Raw genomic sequence first — 14,498 nt, 5'->3', positions numbered from 1 at the left:
GCTCCCTTTTCCTGCTTCGATCTGTCGCAGAAAGCGGGCAGGGGGCTTATGCCGCAGGCTCTGCGCGCCACGCGTCGCCACACGGGTTTTCTTCCCGCCGCGAAGCGTTTAAGACCTCCGGCGTGGATGCTAGCGGATTCGAGCGATCGGATCGCATCGTCCCGCGTTCGTCCATACGGCTCCGCGCAAGGCACAGGCCGTAAGCAAACCTCATTTCGCCCGAATCCGTGCTTAAACGGAAGGCGCCACTCCGGAACCCGTTCATGCGTCTGTCCCGCTATTTCATGCCGATCCTGAAGGAAAACCCCAAGGAAGCGGAGATCGTCTCGCATCGCCTGATGCTGCGCGCCGGCATGATCCGCCAGCAGAGCCAGGGCATCTATTCCTGGCTGCCGCTCGGCAAACGTGTGCTCGACAAGGTCAACGGCATCATCCGGCAGGAGCAGAACCGCGCCGGCGCCATCGAGCTCTCCATGCCGACCCTGCAGTCGGCCGAGCTCTGGCAGGAAAGTGGACGCTACGACGATTACGGCAAGGAGATGCTGCGCATCAAGGACCGCCAGGAGCGTCCGATGCTCTACGGCCCGACCAACGAGGAGATGATCACCGATATCTTCCGGTCGTCGGTCAAGTCCTACAAGAACCTGCCGCTCAATCTCTACCATATCCAGCTGAAGTTCCGCGACGAGATCCGCCCGCGCTTCGGTACCATGCGCTCGCGCGAATTCGTCATGAAGGACGCCTATTCCTTCGACCTGACGAAGGAAGGCGCCGAGCATTCCTATCGCAAGATGTTCACCGCCTATCTGCGCACGTTCTCGCGGCTTGGCCTGCGCGCCATTCCGATGCGGGCGGATACAGGGCCGATCGGCGGCGATCTCAGCCACGAGTTCATCATCCTGGCGGAGACCGGCGAGTCCGAAGTGTTCAGCCACCGCAATTTCGTGAACTTCGATATCCCCGCGGAAACGACGGATTTCGACGATGTCGCGGCGCTGCAGGCCATCTTCGACCAGTGGACGTCGGTCTATGCCGCGACGTCGGAAATGCACGACGCGGCCGCGTTCGACGCGATCCCGGAAAACGAGCGTCTGTCCGCTCGCGGGATCGAGGTCGGGCACATCTTCTACTTTGGTACCAAATATTCCGAACCCATGGGCGCCAAGGTTCAGGGTCCCGACGGCAAGGAACACCTCGTCCACATGGGCTCCTACGGTATCGGGCCGACGCGCCTCGTGCCGGCGATCATCGAGGCCTCGCATGACGAGAACGGCATCATCTGGCCGGCATCCGTCGCGCCGTTCGATGCCGTGATCATCAACATGAAGGCCGGCGATGGTCCTTGCGACGCGGCTTGCGAGATGATCTACGCAGCCCTTTCCAAGGCTGGCATCGACACGCTCTACGACGACACCGACGACCGCGCGGGCACCAAGTTCGCGACGGCCGATCTCATCGGCGTGCCCACGCAGATCATCGCCGGGCCGCGGGCGGTTGTGGCGGGCGAGGTCGAGCTGAAGGACCGCAAGACCGGTGCGCGCGAGACCATGACCATCGAAGCTGCGATCAACAAGCTGACCGCTGCGAAATAAGGACCAGGCATGAGCGCCGCTTCCACGGACCCGAAACCGGCAAAGGCATCGGCAACGCCGCCCAAAGCCGGACTGAAGACAGCCTCGAAGGGCGCGCCGCCGAAGGAAACGCCGTCAGGCGACAAGCCGGCGAAATCCGCATCCAGCCGCGCGTTCTCGACCTTCGAGCGGCTGGTCGCGTGGCGCTATCTGCGCTCGCGGCGCAAGGAAGCGTTCATCTCCGTCATCGCCGGCTTCTCCTTCATCGGCATCATGCTGGGCGTCGCCACGCTCATCATCGTCATGGCGGTGATGAACGGGTTCCGCACAGAGCTCATCTCCCGCATTCTCGGCATCAACGGCCACATGATCGTGCAGCCGCTGGATGGCCCGCTCGACAACTATGCCGATCTTGCGACACGCTTTTCCGGCATCAAGGGCGTCACCATGGCGATCCCGATGATCGAGGGCCAGACGCTGGCCTCCGGTCCCGGCGGCGCGGGCACGGGTGCGCTGGTGCGCGGCGTGCGGGCCGATGATCTTCTGAAGATGAAATCCATCTCCGATCACCTGAAATCCGGCGATCTCACCGGCTATGCGGCCGGCGGCGGCGTGGCGATCGGCTCCCGCATGGCGGACCAGCTCGGCCTGCAGGCCGGCAGCACCATCACCCTCGTCGCGCCGGAAGGCGACGTGACGCCGATGGGCGTCAATCCGCGCGTGAAGTCCTATACCGTGTCTGCCATCTTCGAGATCGGCATGTCGGAATACGACGCGTCGATCATCTTCATGCCGCTCGAGGAAGCCCAGCTCTATTTCAACGCCGAAGGCATCGCTCAGTCGATCGAGCTTTTCGTGGAGAAACCCGATCTCGTCGACAGCCTGCGCCAGCCGGTGGAAGAGGCCGCCCAGCGGCAGGTGCTGATCAGCGACTGGCGCGACCGCAACAAGACCTTCTTCTCCGCGCTGCAGGTCGAGCGCAACGTCATGTTCATGATCCTCACCCTGATCGTGCTGGTGGCGGCGCTCAACATCGTCTCGGGTCTCATCATGCTGGTGAAGGACAAGGGTAGCGATATCGCCATCCTGCGCACCATGGGTGCATCCTCGGGCGCCGTCATGCGCATCTTCTTCATGACCGGCGCGGCCATCGGCATTGTCGGCACGCTGGCCGGCGTGGCGCTCGGCGTCGTCGTGTGCCTCAATATCGAATCCATCCGCCAGTTCTTCTCGTGGATTTCCGGCACGACGATCTTCAATCCGGAGCTCTACTTCCTCAGCCAGCTGCCGGCCGACATGAACCTCGGCGAAACCGTCGCGGTCGTCGGCATGGCCATCGGGCTGTCGTTCCTGGCAACGATCTTCCCCGCCTGGCGGGCCTCGCGTCTGGATCCCGTCCAGGCGCTGCGTTACGAGTGATCCGGATTTCGGTCGGTCCGGCCGAAATCCGTCTTCCTTCCATCGAACATCCGGTCCTCCGGCCAGAGATGTTCGATGGTTCTTGTTTCCGGTTCGCGCCATGCGCTCAGCCGGGAACCGTCTGACAGGAACGATATGATGGCCCCTCGTGTGGCACTAGAGCTTTCCGGCGTCGAGCGCCATTACAGCCAGGGCGAGCAGGCGCTGTCGATCCTGAAGGGGGCGGACTTCCGGCTGCTCGGCGGCCAGACGGTCGCGCTGGTCGCACCGTCCGGGACCGGCAAATCGACGCTGCTGCACCTGGCCGGCCTGCTGGAGCGGCCCGATGCCGGCGAAGTCTCGATCAATGGCCGGGCCTGCGGCTCGCTCGGCGATCCCGAGCGCACGGCCATCCGCCGCAACGAGATCGGCTTCGTCTACCAGTTCCACCATCTGCTGCCGGAATTCACGGCTGTCGAAAACATCATGATGCCGCAGCTGATCGCCGGTCTCTCCAAGAAGGAAGCGCGCGAACGCGCCTCCGCCTTGCTCGACTACATGCGGATCGGCCACCGCGCCGACCATCGCCCCTCCGAACTGTCGGGCGGCGAGCAGCAGCGCGTGGCCATCGCCCGCGCCGTGGCCAACGCACCCTTCGTGCTTCTCGCCGACGAGCCCACCGGCAATCTCGACCCCGAGACGGCCGGCTATGTCTTCGAAGCGCTGAAGGCTCTGGTCAAGCAATCCGGCCTCGCCGCGATGATCGCCACCCACAATTACGACCTTGCATCCAAGATGGATCGCCGCATCACGCTGCAGGACGGAAAGGTCGTCGAACTGGAATGAGGCGCGGCGCGCGGCCCTATGCCGCCGCGTGGCACACGGCCTCGATGTTGTGCCCATCTGGATCGAGCACGAACGCGCCATAATAATCCGCATGATAATGTGGCCGCAGACCCGGCGCGCCATTGTCGCGCCCGCCGGCAGCAATCGCCGCGGCGTAAAAGGCATCCACACGGTCGCGATCCGGCGCCGCAAAGGCGACATGCAGCCTGCCGGAGATCGCCTCTCCGCTACTGATCCAGAAGAACGGACTGCCGGGCGTCCCATAGCCCAGATGCGCCTCGTTCCCGCTCATCTCGGCGGTCACCTCCAGCTGTCGTGCAATGCCGAGCGGCGCCAGTGCGGCGTCGTAGAAGGCCGAGGCGCGCGCAAAATCACGAACAGGAAGGCCGATATGGTCGAGCATGATGGTCTCCTTGCGGGGTTGGACTGCCGTGTCGAATCGATGAGAGTTTCTTAACCATCGCCCGAAACGCCCTCTTGATCAAGGAACAAAAAGAGTACATAAAAAGAACATAACCTAAAGGAGAACGCCATGTCCGACTTCCTTCGTGATCTCGCCGCACTGACCTCCGTTGCCATGTTCGTTGCCAGCTTCTCCATTCTTCTCCTCGGTCTCTGAGGCGGCGCCGGTTTCCGATCGGGCAAGTTCCGGGGGAGAAACGCGATGCCGTTGTCGCTTCGCAGGTCCGAAGCGCGTATGCTGTCCTCTCATGCAGGAGTCGGAGTGAGCTATGGCGGATGCGGGCGCAAGCTTTGCGGGCGGGACGGGCAATGGCGACAAGCCGGCGCCGCAGTTCGTCCATCTGAGAACCCATTCGGCATTCTCGCTCCTCGAAGGCGCTTTGCCGATCAAGAAGATCATCGGCAAAGCCGTGTCCGACGCCCAGCCGGCCATCGGCATCGCCGACACGAACAATCTGTTCGCGGCGCTGGAATTCTCGTTGAAATGCATGGACGACGGCATCCAGCCGCTGATCGGCTGCCAGCTGTCGCTCGACATGGAGGATGAGGTCGAGGGCGAGAAGCGTGGGCATGCCCAGCACCTCGCCAAGCTTCCGGCCATCGTGCTGATCGCCGCGACGGATGCCGGCTACGTCAATCTCGTCGATCTCGTCAGCCGCGCCTATCTCGGCGGGGAGGGCAACCAGAGCGTTCGCATCTGCCTGTCGTGGTTGAAGGAGATCGGGACCGACGGGCTGATCGCGCTGACCGGCGCGTCCGGCGGCCCGATCGACATCGCGGTCCGTTCGGGCCATGCGGCGCTTGCCGAGGCGCGCGCGCGTTGCCTGATGGAGCTTTTCGGCGATCGGCTCTATGTCGAGCTGCAGCGCCACGGGCGCTACGACAAGCGCCACGAAAACCGGATGATCGATCTCGCCTACCGGCTCGAACTGCCCCTGGTCGCGACCAACGAACCCTTCTTTCCAACGCCCGGCGACTACGATGCGCATGACGCGCTGATGGCGGTAGCGCACAACGCCATGGTCTCCGATGACACCCGTTTTCGGCTTACGCCCGACCACTATCTCAAGAGCCGGCAGGAGATGGCCAAGCTCTTCGCCGATCTGCCGGAAGCGCTCGACAACACGATCGAGGTCGCGCGGCGCTGCACCTTCGTCCTGAAGACGCGGGCGCCGATCCTTCCGCGCTTCACCGGCGCCTCCGACGATCCGGCCGAGGCCGAGCGCGCGGAATCGCTTGAGCTGCGCCGTCAGGCCATCGAAGGGCTGGACGAGCGGATGCAGAAGCTCGGCCTGTCTCCAGGCTATAGCGAGACGGACTATCGCGAGCGGCTGGATTTCGAACTCGGCGTCATCGAACGCATGAAGTTTCCGGGCTACTTCCTCATCGTTGCCGACTTCATCAAATGGGCGAAGCTGCAGGATATTCCGGTCGGCCCCGGCCGCGGCTCGGGCGCGGGCTCGCTGGTCGCCTATGCGCTGACGATCACCGACGTCGATCCCTTGCGCTTCTCGCTGCTGTTCGAACGCTTCCTCAACCCGGAACGCGTGTCGATGCCCGACTTCGATATCGACTTCTGCCAGGACAGGCGCGAAGAGGTCATCCGCTACGTGCAGGCCAAGTATGGCCGCGAACAGGTGGCGCAGATCATCACCTTCGGATCGCTGCAGGCCCGCGCCGCCCTTCGCGACGTCGGTCGCGTGCTGGAAATGCCCTACGGCCAGGTCGACAAGATCTGCAAGATGGTGCCGAACAACCCGGCCAATCCGGTGACGCTCGCCAAGGCGATCGAGGACGAGCCGCGCTTTCAGGAGGAGGTCGACAAGGAGCCGGTGATCGGCCGCCTGCTCGATATCGCCCAGAAGATCGAGGGGCTGTACCGCCACGCATCGACTCACGCCGCCGGCATCGTCATCGGCGACCGGCCGCTGTCGAAGCTGGTGCCCATGTATCGCGATCCGCGCTCCGACATGCCGGTGACGCAGTTTAACATGAAATGGGTCGAGCAGGCCGGCCTCGTGAAATTCGACTTTCTCGGCCTGAAGACACTGACCGTGCTCAAGACGGCGGTGGACTTCATCGCCAAGCGCGGCATCCACGTCGCGCTGGAAGCCCTGCCGCTGGACGATGCCAAGACCTACGAGATGCTGTCGAAGGGCGACACGGTCGGCGTGTTCCAGGTGGAAAGCGCCGGCATGCGCAAGGCGCTGATCGGCATGCGGCCCGACTGCATCGAGGACATCATCGCCCTCGTCGCGCTCTATCGTCCGGGCCCGATGGAGAACATCCCGGTCTACAACGCGCGAAAGCATGGCGAGGAAGAGATCGAGTCGATCCACCCGACCATCGACTATCTCTTGAAGGAGACGCAGGGCGTCATCGTCTACCAGGAGCAGGTGATGCAGATCGCCCAGGTCCTCTCCGGCTACTCGCTCGGCGAGGCCGATCTTCTGCGCCGCGCCATGGGCAAGAAGATCAAGGCGGAGATGGACATGCAGCGGGCCCGTTTCGTGGACGGCGCCGTGAAGAACGGCGTGTCGAAGCCGCAGGCCGACATGATCTTCGACCTTCTGGCCAAGTTCGCCAATTACGGCTTCAACAAGAGCCACGCGGCCGCCTATGCCATCGTTTCCTACCAGACGGCCTATCTCAAGGCGCATTATCCGGTCGAGTTCCTCGCAGCGTCGATGACGCTCGACATGGCGAACACCGAAAAGCTGGTCGATTTCCGCCAGGACGCCGGCCGGCTCGGCATCACCGTGGTTCCCCCTTCGGTGCAGACCTCCTTCCGCCGCTTCGAGACGGGCGACAATCGCATCTTCTATTCGCTCTCGGCGCTGAAAGGCGTCGGCGAGGCGGCCGTCGAGCATATCGTGGCGGTGCGGGGCGAGACGCCCTTTGCGAGCCTCGAGGATTTCTGCCTGCGCATCGATCCGAAGCTGTTGAACCGCCGCGTGTTCGAAAGCCTGATCTGCGCTGGCGCCTTCGATGGTTTTGGCTATGACCGGGCGGCGCTGGTCGCCGGTCTGGACCGCATCCTCGGCTTTGCCCAGTTCGCCAACGAGAACAGGCTCAAGGGACAGCACGACATGTTCGGCGCAGGCGCCGCGACAGGACCCGAAAAGATCGGCCTGCCGGATTTCACCCCGTGGCTGGCGTCCGAAAAGCTGCAGCGCGAGTTTCAGGTGCTCGGTTTCTACCTCTCGGCCCATCCGCTCGACACCTATAACGACCTGCTGGCGAAGATCCGGTGCCAGACCTTTGCCGACTTTGCCATGTCGGTGAAGAAGGGCAATACCGCCGGACGGCTCGCCGGCACCGTCACCTCCAAGCAGGAGCGCAAGACGCGCACCGGCAACAAGATGGGCATCGTCACTTTTTCCGATTCGTCCGGCCAGTTCGAAGCCGTTCTGTTTTCGGAGATGCTGCAGCAATATCGCGATCTGCTGGAGCCCGGGAAATCGCTGGTGTTGACCGTTCAGGCGGAGGAGCGGCCGGAGGGCATCGGCCTGCGGATCCAGACGCTGCAGTCGCTGGAGGAACGCTCGTTCCAGATGCAGAAGGCGCTGCGCGTCTACGTCCGCGACAGCGGCCCGCTCCGCTCCGTCGCCACGCATCTCAACACCAAGGGCGACGGGCAGGTGTCCTTCATCATCGTCAAGGACAATGGCCAGCGCGAGATCGAGGTGGAACTGAGCGACAAATACCGCATCTCCGCCGAGATCGCCGCCGCCCTGAAGACGGCACCTGGCGTCATCGACGTCGAGTTGATCTCTTAAGGTCTAGTTGATCTGACGATTCGGTGAGGGACAGCAGGTCTGCCGGTGTCCTGTCGGGCATCGGCAGGATACGTGCGCCTCAGCCCTTGGCCGGATGTGTGATCGTCACGAAATCCGTGCCGCGGCCGGTTTCCGGGCCGAGGCCCATGTCGGAGACGGTGAGGGAGGAGCCGGGCGCCAGGACGTCCTCGACCTGCTCGCGAAGCTCCGCCGTCATCTGGATGCGATCGAGCACGCGCGTTGCTGCATTGTATGCGAGCGCATCGTCGTCCAGCGTGATGCCGAGACGCGCTTTCATGGACTTGGGAATGACGTTGTCGAGCGACAGCGCGAACCAGTTGCCCTTTCCCGTCCTCGCATCGATATCCTGGAACTGGTAGAAATGCGCGCCGAGCGCGATCTCCGGCTCGGTGATCGTCACCGGCGCTTCGAAGAGCGGCGTGAAATCGCGGCGCACCAGAAGCTGCCCGTTGGCGGGCGGCGGCAGGTTGGCTTTTTTGAAGAGCGCATCCACCAGCTCCGGCGTGACCCGGCCCTTGGGCTCGCGGCCTTCCGCGCTTTCGAAGGCGCGGATGGCGGCAATCGATCGGCTGCCCAGCGCGCCGTCCGGCACGCCGGCATCGAAGCCGAGACCGTTGAGCGCCGCCTGCACATCGAGGTTGAGCTCGCGCGCACCACGTCGGGTGATCAGGATGCGGATCGGCGCGCGGTGATCCTCGGCGCGGGCCACGGGTGCCGCGGGGTCGGCGGCGGCCGGCTCGCTCATCGCCACTTCCACATTGCCGCCGGGGATCTGCGACATGGCGGGACGCAGCGTCGCGTCCGAGAGCAGCTGCGGTTCGGGTGCCGAGGGCTGGAAGAGGACGCTGTGCGACACGGGCTGCGGCGCGATCTGGCGGTCGGAAATCACGACGTGCAACCCCCGCTCCGTCATCTTGTAGAGCGACTTCGCAAAGGCGTTCGGCAGCCTGACGCAGCCATGCGATGCGGGGTAGGAGGGCACGCTGTTGGACGCATGAAGTGCGATGCCGGACCATGTCAGCCGCTGCATGAACGGCATCGGCGCATTCGAGTAGATGTTCGATTCGTGATAGCGCCGCTTCTCGAGAATGGAGAAGATGCCGGTCGGCGTCTCGTGGCCGCGCTTGCCGGAGGAGACCTTCGAGGTCGCGACCACGGTATCGCCGTCATAGACGACCAGGGACTGCTTGTCCTTCGACACCACGATCTGCAGCGGCGACGTTCCATCCGCCGCATGCGCCGTCGTGCTGGCGAGGGCGAGCAACAGGAGCCCGAGCCCGAGAGTAGAACGCAAAACCATCGACACCATCCGGATCATTCGAACAGGGTGAAGGCTACGGAAAGACATTTAAGGAAACTTTGCCGGCTGGCGCGGAACGGCACGCGGCAGACGGATATCCGATCACCAAAACGTGATCCTGTGGAAAACAGGCTGCAATCACGCAGAAGGCGTGGCTCAGCCCTATGGATCTCCGTCAGCGCAGGAAATGCTGCCGGATGATCCGGGCGGCGGCGTCCCAGCTGTCGGCACTCTCGATGCCGTTGCCGGGCGTCGGTGCCATCGCCAGAAATTCCGCATTGGCCATCAGGCGGATCAGAAGGCAATCGGGCGCGTGCTCGCGCACGGATTCGAGATTGCGCAGAATGTCGTCGATGAAGGCCACCGGCACATCGCGCGCGTCATGGAGCCGCTTGACGACGGGGCCTTTCGGCGCCTCGGTCGCCAGCAGCGGATAGGCCGACAGCCCGTGCCGGTCGAGCAGCCGCCGGCGAACCTCGGTGTGGCGAGGCGGCATGGCCGTCAGGAAAACGATATCGGCCTCGCCGGAGAGATCGGCGAGCGTTTCGGCGACCTTCGACGCGGGCGTCTGCCACGTATCCTGCGTCAGGAAGAACTCCTCCAGCAGCACAGGCACCATCGCGTCCGGCACGGGCTCGCCGGTGTCCTGCTGCACGATGTTGCCGTGCAGGCGGAACGAGCGCGGCAAAAGCTCCCGTCCGCCGGATCTCAGAAAATTCTGAAACGGCGTGACGAACTCAAGAACCACCTCGTCGATATCGCAGACGATCAGCGGCCGGTCGGTGAGAGCGATGTGGTCGAAGCAGAGGGGGGCGTGCGGATCGAAGGTCTCGCTGGTCATGCGCTGCCCGTATCGCCGCGAAAGCCGGAGAGGGCCGCATGCGCCCGCGCCACCGTTTCCGGCTTCGTGCCCGTGGCCTCGCAGAATTGCAGCAGCGTCGGCTCGTGATCCATGACGAAATCGAGCAGCCCGGCCATGAAGCCGGGGTCTCCGACGGCGCCGCGCAGAGCAGTCGGGTCGGTGCCCGTCAGCGCCAGGAAGCGGCCGAGAAGCTCTGGCTCGCCTGCAAGCCAGCCGAGCACGGCAATGGCGGTCTCATCGGCTGTCGTCACTGTTTTCACCCTATTCCGCAACACGTCGGCTTTTCTGGCCCATGATTACCTTTTTTTCAACCAAATAGGCCTAACTCTTCACCAGTCATGCGCGAATGCTCGTCTTGCAGCTGGCGGAATGACCCCCGGCCACGGCCGTACACGCGGGAAGGTTCTGATATGCCGAAACAGGTAATGATCGTCGAGGACAACGAGCTGAACATGAAGCTCTTCCGCGACCTGATCGAGGCATCGGGCTACACGACCATCCAGACCCGAAACGGACTGGAGGCTCTGGATCTTGCGCGCAAGCATCGGCCCGACCTGATCCTCATGGACATCCAGCTGCCGGAAGTCTCCGGCCTCGAGGTGACCAAGTGGCTGAAGGAAGACGACGAACTGCATGTCATCCCCGTCATCGCCGTCACGGCCTTCGCCATGAAAGGCGACGAGGAGCGGATCCGCCAGGGCGGTTGCGAGGCCTATGTCTCCAAGCCGATCTCCGTGCCGAAATTCATCGAGACCATCAAGACCTATCTCGGCGACGGTTGAGCGACATCTGCATTGGCCGCGACGGAGCCGCCATGATGGCGCCCTCGAGTGATCATGGAACCCCTCGCACCAGCCGATTCGGGCACAACAGGCCAAGGGGCGATAGGACAGGACGGACCGTATGACCGCACGCATTCTCGTCGTCGACGACATACCGGCAAACGTCAAACTGCTGGAAGCGAGGCTTGTGGCAGAATATTTCGACGTCCTCACGGCCTCCGACGGCTATCAGGCGCTCGCCATCTGCGACAGCCGCCCGGTCGACATCATCCTCCTCGACATCATGATGCCCGGCATCGACGGATTCGAGGTCTGCGAGCGGCTGAAGGCTAACCCGAAGACCGCGCACATTCCGGTCGTCATGGTCACCGCGCTGGACCAGCCGTCCGACAGGGTGCGCGGCCTCAAGGCCGGCGCCGACGATTTCCTGACCAAGCCCGTCAACGACCTGCAGCTGATGTCGCGCGTCAAAAGCCTCGTGCGCCTGAAGAATGTCAGCGACGAGCTGCGCCTGCGTGCCGAAACCGCCAAGAGCGTCGGCTTCGAGGACCTTTCGAATGCCGAGCGACCGGACGAGCCGGGCAATATCCTGCTGGTGGACGCCCGTGCCAGCTCGCAGGACCGCATCGCCCGGGCGCTGAAGCCGGTGGCCGGCCTGACGATCATGAGCGACCCGCAGGCGGCTCTGTTCGAAGCGGCGGAGCAGCCTTTCGACCTTGTCATCGTCAATGCCAATTTCGACGACTACGACCCGCTGCGGCTCTGCTCGCAGCTGCGCTCGCTGGAACGGACGCGCTACATCCCGATCCTTCTGGTGGCCGAGCAGGGGGCGGAGGATCTCGTCGTGCGTGCGCTCGACCTCGGCGTCACCGACTACATCATGCGGCCGATCGATCCGAACGAACTGATCGCACGCTCGCTCACGCAGATCCGCCGCAAGCAGTGCAACGATCGGCTGCGCCTCAGCGTCCACCAGACCATCGAATTGGCCATCACCGACGGGCTGACCGGGCTGCATAACCGGCGCTACCTCGACAACCACCTCAAGCTTCTGATCGAACGCGCCATGAAGCGCGGCCGCAGCCTGTCGATCTGCGTCACGGATATCGATCGCTTCAAGATCGTGAACGATACGCACGGCCATGATGCGGGAGACGAGGTGCTGCGCGAATTCGCCCGTCGCCTTCGCAGCACCGTCCGCGGCGCCGATCTCGCCTGCCGATTCGGCGGCGAGGAGTTCGTACTCGTCATGCCGGATACGGATGCGGCCACGGCCAGCACCATTGCCGAGCGCCTTCGCGTGACCATCGAGACGGCACCCTTCCTCGTGCAGAATCGCAGCAAGGAGCTGACGATCACGGCGTCCATGGGTATCGCGGTGCTCGACCCGGCCGGCGAGACACCCGACAGCTTCCTCAAACGGGCGGATACGGCGCTCTACCAGGCCAAGCGCAACGGCCGGAATCAGGTCGTCGGCGCTGCAGCCTGAGCCAATAGTGCAGCGAATCGGCGGGAAAGTGGCTTTCGTCGCGCAACTGACATCGAGGTCTGCAAGGATGCGTCAGCGAGATATCACGCAGTTGTGCGGCGCAACGGCAAGGTCTGGCGACCTGGGGTGGAACACCGCCGCAATTTCTCCCGAATCGGGCTGCACGTCATGGAACTTGTTAACCATGACTGTACCAAAGCGAACCAAGCTTTAAGATTTCATTGATTTTCTTCGGCATCTCGCCGATGTTCTTATGCAGGGGAGGTCCAGTCTCCCAAGCCGATCAGTTACCCCATGATGTCAGGTCCGCCGCATCTCCTGGGTCGTGGGGTCGTCGGCCGGTACGTATCAGCGGTTCCTCGTGCCGCTCTGCGTGCCGGCCGGCATCCATCCAGCGCCGCTTCTGTTTTCAGGGGCGGCGTTTTTCGTTTTGGACCCTTTATGTAGCGTCTGCCGAGCGCGCGCCGCTGCTGACGTCTGCAGACGCAAAAAAGGCGCCTGACGTAGCCGTCGGCGCCCTTTTTAAACCGAGAAAACCGGATCTTACTTGATCTTGGTTTCCTTGAATTCGACATGCTTGCGCACGACCGGGTCGTACTTCGTCATGCTGAACTTGTCTGTCTTGGTGCGGCTGTTCTTCGAGGTCACGTAGAAGAAACCCGTGTCGGCCGTCGACAGCAGCTTGATCTTGATTTTTGCAGCTTTCGCCATGGTCGTCCTGCCTTCTGAAATAACAAAGCCGGACTTCGAAGAAGGTCCCGGCGAGCTTGGCGCGAAACTACAAATCGCGCCCGAAAAGTCAACCCTGTTTCGGTTTATAAACCAGGCGAACCAGGGAAAGCACGATGTAGAGGCCGAAGAATCCGGCGATCGACCACGCAAACCCGTCATTGCCGAACACATCCATGGAGGCGCCGATGACCTGCGGCCCGGCCACGGTCCCCAGCGCGTAGCAGAACACGAAGGCGGCATTGGCAGCGGCCAGCTCCGGCCCGTGGAGCCGCGAACCGAGATGGCTGAGCCCGATCGTATAGAGCCCGGAGATGATGCCGCCCCAGAGCAGCAGGATCACCGCCAGCGCGTACCAGTTGGTCGACAGGACGGGCAGGCTGAGCGCACCGGCAAAGCCGATTACGGTGAGGGCCACGAGCAGCTTGCGGCGGTCCTTCATGCGATCGGACAGAAGACCGAGCGGAATCTGGAAGATAAGGTTTCCCACGCCCATGATGGTGAGAAGCAGCGCCGCCTGCGATTCGGAGAAACCGACGCGGGTGCCGTAGACCGGGAAGAGGGAGAGGCCGCCATATTCCACGGCGCCGAACACGAAGACGGCGGCTGTCGCCATCGGCACCATGTAGACATACCGCAGGAAGTGCATCTCCGGCATCTCGTCGATGTCAGGGCTTTCCTTGCGGGCGATGATGATCGGGATCGCACCCAGGAGGATGATGCCAGCGCCGACCGCGAACGGCAGGATGCCCTCGCTGCCGAGCAGGGAGAAGAGCAGGGGGCCGGCGGCGAACCCGAGCGACAGCACGGTGCCGTAGATGCCGAACACGAGCCCACGACGATGCGAGGGCGCCGTAGCGTTGATCCAGAACTCGGAGAGAACGAAGAGAATGGTGATGCCGCTCTGGAAGACGATTCGCAGCGGGAACCACAGCCAGAAATTCTCGACGAAATAGAAGCCGAGCGCGGGCGCCGCCGCCAGCACCACGGCGGCCACCATGACCTGCGCCACGCCGAACCGGTGGGCGAGTCGCGTCGTGAAGGAGGCGGCGACCATGGAGGCGAGGCCTGCCACGGTGGAGTTGAGGCCGATCAGCGTCGAGGAGACGCCGCGCCGTTCCATGATGAAGCTGAGCAGAGGCACGCCGAGGCCGATGGCGATGCCGACCGTGGTCACGGCGGCAAGCGCCGCGATCAGCGACAGCCAATGGATATCCTCAACCGGCCGAGACGAGCCAGGGGTCGTCTGAGACATTCGG

At 63.5% G+C, this 14,498-nt stretch carries 12 protein-coding genes; 6 read left to right on the top strand and 6 right to left on the bottom strand.

All coding sequences use genetic code 11. From position 1 onward, the window contains the following. Positions 1–263: 263 nt before the first annotated feature. The 3 genes from proS to LRX75_RS07110 all read left to right on the top strand — a co-directional run bounded on the left by proS (position 264) and on the right by LRX75_RS07110 (position 3,815). Positions 264–1,592, top strand: a complete 1,329-nt coding sequence (proS, locus tag LRX75_RS07120; protein ID WP_231813092.1) for a proline--tRNA ligase — start codon at positions 264–266, stop codon at positions 1,590–1,592. Positions 1,593–1,601: 9 nt separating this feature from the next. Beyond that, positions 1,602–2,990 (top strand): lipoprotein-releasing ABC transporter permease subunit, encoded by a 1,389-nt coding sequence (locus LRX75_RS07115; RefSeq protein ID WP_231813090.1) that lies wholly within the window; start codon positions 1,602–1,604, stop codon positions 2,988–2,990. 138 nt (positions 2,991–3,128) lie between these two features. Beyond that, entirely contained in the window at positions 3,129–3,815 is a 687-nt protein-coding gene (locus LRX75_RS07110) for an ABC transporter ATP-binding protein (protein ID WP_113150488.1), read from the top strand. 16 nt (positions 3,816–3,831) lie between these two features. Here the strand turns inward: LRX75_RS07110 and LRX75_RS07105 are convergent, their stop codons facing one another. Continuing rightward, entirely contained in the window at positions 3,832–4,218 is a 387-nt protein-coding gene (locus LRX75_RS07105; protein ID WP_231813088.1) for a VOC family protein, read from the bottom strand. A 328-nt stretch (positions 4,219–4,546) separates the two neighbouring features. On the opposite strand from LRX75_RS07105, the gene dnaE reads away from it, so the two are divergent. Beyond that, positions 4,547–8,056 carry a DNA polymerase III subunit alpha gene (dnaE, locus tag LRX75_RS07100; RefSeq protein WP_231813086.1) on the top strand — a complete coding sequence of 1,170 codons (3,510 nt, stop codon included), beginning with the start codon at positions 4,547–4,549 and terminating at the stop codon, positions 8,054–8,056. 79 nt (positions 8,057–8,135) lie between these two features. On the opposite strand, the gene LRX75_RS07095 is transcribed toward dnaE, so the two are convergent. The 3 genes from LRX75_RS07095 to LRX75_RS07085 form a co-directional block, all read right to left on the bottom strand. Beyond that, positions 8,136–9,371: a L,D-transpeptidase family protein gene (locus LRX75_RS07095; protein WP_420851171.1), complete on the bottom strand. Its 1,236-nt coding sequence runs from the start codon at positions 9,369–9,371 to the stop codon at positions 8,136–8,138. A gap of 181 nt (positions 9,372–9,552) precedes the next feature. Then, positions 9,553–10,218, bottom strand: coding sequence for a hypothetical protein (locus LRX75_RS07090; RefSeq protein WP_231813082.1), 666 nt, complete (start codon positions 10,216–10,218; stop codon positions 9,553–9,555). After that, positions 10,215–10,490, bottom strand: coding sequence for a DUF3572 family protein (locus tag LRX75_RS07085; protein WP_113150414.1), 276 nt, complete (start codon positions 10,488–10,490; stop codon positions 10,215–10,217). Before LRX75_RS07085 ends, LRX75_RS07090 begins: the two co-directional genes overlap by 4 nt. 159 nt (positions 10,491–10,649) lie before the next feature. Between LRX75_RS07085 and LRX75_RS07080 the strand changes: the two genes are divergently transcribed. Next, positions 10,650–11,021: a response regulator gene (locus LRX75_RS07080; protein WP_062468369.1), complete on the top strand. Its 372-nt coding sequence runs from the start codon at positions 10,650–10,652 to the stop codon at positions 11,019–11,021. Positions 11,022–11,142: 121 nt separating this feature from the next. After that, complete coding sequence (locus LRX75_RS07075) at positions 11,143–12,510, top strand: PleD family two-component system response regulator (RefSeq protein ID WP_231813080.1); 1,368 nt, start codon at positions 11,143–11,145, stop codon at positions 12,508–12,510. Positions 12,511–13,053: 543 nt separating this feature from the next. Here the strand turns inward: LRX75_RS07075 and rpmG are convergent. Both rpmG and LRX75_RS07065 read right to left on the bottom strand, forming a co-directional pair. Continuing rightward, entirely contained in the window at positions 13,054–13,221 is a 168-nt protein-coding gene (gene rpmG / locus LRX75_RS07070; protein WP_062468365.1) for a 50S ribosomal protein L33, read from the bottom strand. A gap of 88 nt (positions 13,222–13,309) precedes the next feature. Next, positions 13,310–14,494 carry an MFS transporter gene (locus tag LRX75_RS07065; RefSeq protein WP_231813078.1) on the bottom strand — a complete coding sequence of 395 codons (1,185 nt, stop codon included), beginning with the start codon at positions 14,492–14,494 and terminating at the stop codon, positions 13,310–13,312. Positions 14,495–14,498: the final 4 nt, after the last annotated feature.

It is taken from the genome of Rhizobium quercicola (assembly GCF_021168455.1).
Lineage (GTDB): Bacteria > Pseudomonadota > Alphaproteobacteria > Rhizobiales > Rhizobiaceae > Ferranicluibacter > Ferranicluibacter quercicola.
This window is presented reverse-complemented; position numbering and strand designations above follow the sequence as displayed.